Origin of the sequence: Cupriavidus numazuensis (assembly GCF_905397435.1) — a bacterium.
Taxonomy (GTDB): domain Bacteria; phylum Pseudomonadota; class Gammaproteobacteria; order Burkholderiales; family Burkholderiaceae; genus Cupriavidus; species Cupriavidus numazuensis.
In genome coordinates, this window is sequence record NZ_CAJPVI010000123.1 from 1 (window position 1) to 6199 (window position 6199).

Annotated in this window: 6 protein-coding genes; 2 read left to right on the forward strand and 4 right to left on the reverse strand. The window is 62.8% G+C overall.

Annotation, left to right across the window (positions count from 1 at the left end; all coding sequences use genetic code 11):
• On the forward strand, positions 1 to 194 hold a 194-nt coding region (locus KHO41_RS40540; protein WP_211958818.1), incomplete at its 5' end, for a hypothetical protein.
• A 290-nt stretch (positions 195 to 484) separates the two neighbouring features.
• Here KHO41_RS40540 and KHO41_RS40545 read toward each other — a convergent pair.
• The 4 genes from KHO41_RS40545 to KHO41_RS40560 form a co-directional block, all read right to left on the reverse strand.
• Positions 485 to 829 carry a hypothetical protein gene (locus KHO41_RS40545; RefSeq protein WP_211958823.1) on the reverse strand — a complete coding sequence of 115 codons (345 nt, stop codon included), beginning with the start codon at positions 827 to 829 and terminating at the stop codon, positions 485 to 487.
• Complete coding sequence (locus KHO41_RS40550; RefSeq protein WP_211958822.1) at positions 780 to 2219, reverse strand: FAD-binding oxidoreductase; 1440 nt, start codon at positions 2217 to 2219, stop codon at positions 780 to 782. Before KHO41_RS40550 ends, KHO41_RS40545 begins: the two co-directional genes overlap by 50 nt.
• 84 nt (positions 2220 to 2303) lie before the next feature.
• On the reverse strand, positions 2304 to 3617 hold the full coding sequence (locus KHO41_RS40555) for an MFS transporter (RefSeq protein ID WP_244874276.1): 1314 nt from the start codon (positions 3615 to 3617) through the stop codon (positions 2304 to 2306).
• A gap of 201 nt (positions 3618 to 3818) precedes the next feature.
• Positions 3819 to 4775, reverse strand: coding sequence for a LysR family transcriptional regulator (locus KHO41_RS40560; protein WP_211958820.1), 957 nt, complete (start codon positions 4773 to 4775; stop codon positions 3819 to 3821).
• Between the two features lie 222 nt (positions 4776 to 4997).
• Between KHO41_RS40560 and KHO41_RS40565 the strand changes: the two genes are divergently transcribed.
• Complete coding sequence (locus tag KHO41_RS40565; protein ID WP_211958821.1) at positions 4998 to 6059, forward strand: methyltransferase; 1062 nt, start codon at positions 4998 to 5000, stop codon at positions 6057 to 6059.
• Positions 6060 to 6199: the final 140 nt, after the last annotated feature.

The window sequence follows — 6199 nt, forward strand, 5'->3', positions numbered from 1 at the left end:
TTCGCATCCATTATCAAGCGCCCACACTTATCGGTTGTTTGATTGTTAAAGAAGCCACCCTTTCGGGTTACGCTACCGGCTTTGCCGTTTGCGTTGCTGCGTCAGCAGCAGAGAAACAAGACTTTAAAGTATTTTCGACGATTAATCAAGCATTTTCGCGAAATTTCTTTTTTCTGAACCGCGCACTCGTTTGAGTGGTTAATCCCGGAAAGTCTTTTCCCATCCCGTTGCGCAGTACTCTTGCGCAACGAGGGAGCGAATGCTAATGCCTCGGAGGCTGGTTTGCAAGTCTTTAGTGAAAAAAGGTCTGAAGTGGCTGTTTTATCACTTGCTGAATCCATCACACGACAGCAGGATCACAGGCAGCACGCATTTGGACTTCGCGTTCACGGCGCCTCCAAAAGTCGGTGATGGGAAGGCCCGCCTAAGACTACCGGCCGTATGGGAACTCTGCGCTTTCCCCGACGGAGAGAACAACTGCGACCTATCGCGGCAATCCCCGCATCCGTCTATGCGCGGCCCAGAACAACACACGCAGCGCGAATGCATCCTCCCCTGCGCCAAGCCGTCCGATATCCGCTGGCGGGCTGACCAGCACACCCAGTTCCGCAGCGGATGCGTAGCCGACGACGCGCTCGCGCAAGGCCCGGGAATGGAGTTGCTCGTCCAGCATCGCCTTGATCAGACAGCCATCGGCGACGACCTTCGTGGAATTGCGGGCTGCCGCACGCGCTCGCAGTTCGATTCGGCGCCGACATGCTCTGACTTCCCCGAGCAGATCACTGAGCCTTTCCATAGGGCGAGCTTTCATCGGTACGCCATCCTTCATCGAGCCGAGCTGCGACAACCTTGCCGGGATTGAGGATATTGAGCGGGTCGAGTGCGCGCTTGATGGATCGCATCACTGCCACACCGGTCTCGCCGTGCTCCTCCGCCAGGTATCCGACCTTGTGCAGGCCCACGCCGTGCTCGCCAGTGGAAGTGCCGCCGTGATGCAACGCGCGCCGCACCAGCCGATGACTGAAGGCTTCCGCGGCTTGGACCTCGAGCGGGTTCTCTGGGTCGATCAGCACCAGGCAATGGAAATTGCCATCGCCCACATGCCCGAACACGGGTGCGACCAGTCCGTGCTCGGCAATGTCGGCCACCGTATCCGCGATGCATTGCGCCAGCGCCGAGATCGGCACGCACGCGTCCGTCGTCACGCAGCGGCTGCCCGGGCGCAGCTGCAAGACGGCGAAGTATGCATGGTGCCGCGGCGACCAGAGGCGCGTGCGCTCCTCCGGACGAGTGGCCCACTGGAATTCGCTGCCACCGCATTCCGCCGCGATCTGCCTGACCCATTCGGCCTGCTCATCGACCTGCGCCTGTCCACCTCCGAACTCCAGGCACAGCGTCGGCAGCTCGGCCATCGACAGATTGCTGTGCGCGTTGATCGCGCGGATCGTCAGCGCGTCGAGCATCTCGGCACGCGCCAGTGCGACGCCGGCCTGCACCGCCTGGATGACACAGTCCACGGCGGCATGCACCGAGGGGAAGTTGACTACGGCCGCGGCGCAGACTTCCGGATGCGGATGCAAACGGACCGTGATTTCGGTGATCAATCCCAGCGTGCCCTCCGAGCCGCAGTAGAGCTGGGTCAGGTTGTAGCCGGCCGATGACTTGCGTGCTGCCGATGCCGTGCGCAAGACCTCGCCGCCGGCTGTGACGACAGTCAGGTTGCGCACGTTGTCGCGCATCGTGCCGTAGCGCACGGTGTTGGTCCCCGACGCACCGGTCGCGACCATGCCGCCGATGGTGGCATCCGCCCCCGGGTCCACGGAAAAGAAGAAGCCGCTGCCCGATAACGTCGCATTGAGCTGGCTGCGCGTGACCCCGGCCTGCACGGTCGCCGTCATGTCTTCAGGCCGGACTGCGAGCACGGCATTCATTTGCGTGAAGTCCACGCAGATGCCCCCTTCGACAGCGAGCAGATGACCTTCCACCGATGACCCTGCGCCGAAGGCGATCACAGGCACGCGTTCGGCCGCGCAGGCCTGGACCACAAAGGCAACCTCGTCGGTACTCGTCACGAAGACCACTGCGTCGGGTGGAGCCGGTGGATACGCGGATTCATCGGTGCCGTGTTGCAGCAGCACCGCGCGGCTACGCGAGAAACGTTCGCCGAAGCGTTGTTGCAGCGTGGCTATCAGCGCCGGTGACGGCGAACGGCGGGGCATGGTGATATCGGCTGCGGCGTCGGCAGCCGACACGAGCGGCGTGTCGGAAATGAATGCCATGATGTCCTGCAAGGTGATGAGAGATTAGCGGCGCGATGCGCGATCCGAGGGCAGGCGCAGCACGAGCGCGGCGCCCGCGACCAGCCATGCGGCGAGCATGTAGAGGCCGGCATCGGTGCTGTGAGTGGCGTCGTGGATCAGGCCGACTAGGAACGGCGCGCTGAAGCCCGACAGGTTGCCGAAAGAATTGATGAGTGCGATGCCAGCCGCTGCGCCAGCGCCGCCCAGCAGCATGGTCGGCAAGCCCCAGAACACAGGCAGCGTCGCCAGGATGCCCATGGTCGCCAGCGTCAGCCCTGCCAAGGCCAACCACTGGTTGCCATGCATCGCCACGGCCAACACGAGTCCGGCGGCGCCGGTCAAAGCCGCCAGCGCCGCGTGCCAGCGTTGCTCGAGATGACGATCGGCACTGCCCGCGACGAAATACATCGCCACCACGCCGCACGCCCACGGCACCGCGCTGAGCAGGCCGATTTGCAGCGGGTCCGCCACGCCCATGCCGCGAATGATGCTCGGCAGCCAGAAGCTCACGCCATACAGCCCGGACACGAAGGCGAAGTACACCAGCGCCAATACCCAGACGCGGCCACTTTTCAGAACGGCACCAACATGCGTCTCGGCTTTTTGCGCCTGTTCAGCGGCGATGTCGTGGGCGATGCGGTCGCGTTCGTCACGGCTCAGCCAGCGCGCGGCGGACGGATGATCGTCGAGGTACTTCAGCACCAGGACGCCCACCAGCACGGTCGGCAGGCCTTGCAGCACGAACATCCACTGCCACCCGGCCAGGCCGGCGGTGCCGGCCATGTATTTCAGGATCCAGCCCGACAACGGCCCGCCCACGATGCCCGACACCGGGATCGCTGCAAGGAACAACGACGTCACGCGGGTGCGGCGCTGTGCGGGAAACCAATAGGTCAGGTACAGGATGATGCCGGGAAAGAAGCCGGCCTCGGCGACCCCCAGCAGGAAGCGCAGGACGTAGAAGGAAGTGGGAGATTTCACCAGCATCATCGCCGCCGACAGCAGGCCCCAGCTGACCATGATGCGGGCGATCCAGCGGCGCGCGCCGAAGCGATGCAGGATCAGGTTGCTCGGCACTTCGAACAGGAAGTAGCCAAGGAAAAAAATGCCGGCCCCCAGTCCATAGACGGTCTCGCTGAGTTGCAGGTCCGCGAGCATCTGCAGCTTGGCGAAACCAACATTGACGCGATCGAGGTACGCGACGATGTAGCAGAGAAACAGTAGCGGGACGAGCCGCCAGGCGACTTTCCGATACGCAGTGTCGCTCTCGGCGAGAAGCTGGCCGGGAAGGCCGGGGGCAGTGGTGGGAATGGTCATGCATGTCTCCATATCGTTTTCTCGTGGCGCCTGACACGGCATCCCGCAGGGCCGGCGCGAGGGCTATCTTCACGCGAGCCGCGCCAAAAGAAAAATACGGATTGGAGAACTTGCCATCTGGCTGCGAGATGGCAGGGTGTATCGCAATGAAACCTGTAGCTTGTCGCGAAGACAGCCAGGACGGGGGAAAAGGGAGGCCGTTCAGCCGGCCGAATCGACAGTCGGTACGGCACGCGCGCCGGGCCAGCCGCCGCTCGCGCACAGCTCGCGCATCACGCTGCCAATCAGTTCGCGCACGGCGCGCTTGGCATGCGTCACCGGCATCTCGCGGGACACGCAGATACCCACGGTACGCCGCAGGGTCTCGCAGAGTATCGCATGGGCGACGAGCTCGCCGGCGTCGACTTCCTGGGCAACCAGCGCCAGCGGCAGGATGGTCGGTGCGATACCGGCCTGCACCGCGCGCTTGAGGATCTGGACCGAATTGATCTCGGCGGCAAGCGGCGGCATGGGCACGCCCTGCTCGCTGAACACCTGCTCGATAATGGCACGCATGCAGTGGTTATGCTGTGCCGCCGACATGATCAGCGGCTGCGCGGCAATCGCTTCAAGTGTCACGCTCGCAGCCGTCGGCGATGCAGACTGGTTCGCGCCAAGAATCCAGTAGAAGTTCTCTTCGACGACGGGCTCGAAATGGAAATCCGCCTGCGGGACATTGGACGTGAAGAGCGTCATGTCGACACGGCCCTGCCTCAGCTGATCCAGCAGGTTGCCGGTCAGTTCCTCGTTCAGGTGCAGCGATACCTGCGGCAACCGCTCGCGCGCAGCCTGCAGCAACGGCAGTGCGAGCGCCGCGGAAATGCTCTGCGGCACGCCGACAATGACCGAGCCGACGATGGCATCCGGCGCGCGCACTGCGGTGCGCGCATCGTCAATCTGCTTCAGGATGCCCTGCGCGTACTCATAGAAGACCTTGCCCGACTCCGTCATCTGCACGCCGCCGCGCCCGCGCACGAGAAGTTGTACGCCCAGTTCCTGTTCCAGGTCGCTGATCTGCTTGCTTAGCGCTGACTGCGCGACGAAGAGGCACTGTGCCGCATGCGACACGCTGCCGGCATCGACAATGCCGATGAAGTACTTGAGCTGTCTGAGTTCCATGATCGCTCTGGAGGAACGGCAGGTTTTGCGGGCGGGGAGCCATCATAGCAGTGAGGCGGCAGCCAACATCCGTGAACACTCGCTGGCGCGCGGATGAACGGTTCAATGCCGAGATCTGGCCTCCGCCAACTGGACTTCGCTTTATGCGCTGTCTACGCTAAGCATCAATGTCCCGTCGACCATGGCATCCGGGACGTCTCCACACTCTTTGGGGGACCGTCGATGCAGAATACGTCAGACTTGGCGCCGCATGATCCGGGCGCAGGCACCGAGCACCAGCCCGAACTCACCCCAGATCGCCTGCTGCAGCTTGGCATGGGATTCTGGGCATCCAAGACCATGCTGTCCGCCGTCGAACTAGGCGTGTTCACTCGCCTGGCGGCCGGTCCTCTCGACGCCGCGGAACTCATTTCGGCGCTTGGACTGCATCACCGATCGGCGCTCGATTTTCTCGACGCGCTAGTCGCACTGAAGCTGCTGGAACGCGAAGACGGGAAATATCGCAACACACCCGACGCCGCGCTATTTCTGGATGCGGCGAAACCCAGCTACGTGGGCGGCTTGCTTGAGATGGCCAACACCCGGCTGTATCCGTTCTGGGGCTCACTGACCGAAGCGCTTCGCACCGGGCAACCTCAGAATGAAGCTAAGCGCGGGGGCAACCTGTTCGAGGCCGTTTACCACGATGAACATGCGTTGCGACGCTTCCTTCGGGCAATGACCGGCGTCAGCCTGGGCGCGGCCAAGGCAATGGCGCAGAAATTCCCGTGGCAAAACTACAGCACATTCATCGACATCGGCACAGCGCAAGGGGCCCTGCCCGTGCAGATAGCGCTGGCTCATCCCCACTTGCGCGGCGGCGGCTTCGACTTGCCTGCAGTGGGTCCGGTGTTTGAAGAATACGTGGCATCGCACGGCTTGCAGGAACGGTTGCGCTTCCAGCCCGGAGATTTCTTCAAGGACCCGTGCCCAACGGCGGATGTGCTCGTGATGGGACACATCCTCCACGACTGGGACCTCGAGCAGAAACTCGAACTCTTGAAGAAGTGCCGCGCGGCGTTGCCTGACGGAGGCTGTCTGATCGTCTATGACGCGGTAATCGACGACGAGCGCAGGCAGAACGCATTCGGGCTTCTGATGAGCCTGAATATGCTGATCGAAACGCCCGGCGGCTTCGACTACACCGGCGCGCAATGTTGCGCCTGGATGAAGGAGGCAGGCTTCACGCAGGTACGCGTCGAGCCGCTAGCCGGGCCGGACTCAATGGTGATTGGCATCAGGTAGGCACCTTGAGTCAAAGCGCTTCCGTACTTGCTTTCGTTTTCGGCGCCGCCAAAGCAAAAACCCCTCAGCTCGAATGAGCTGAGGGGTTCTGCATTATAAGAGCCTGGCGATGACCTACTTTCACACGGGAATCCGCACTA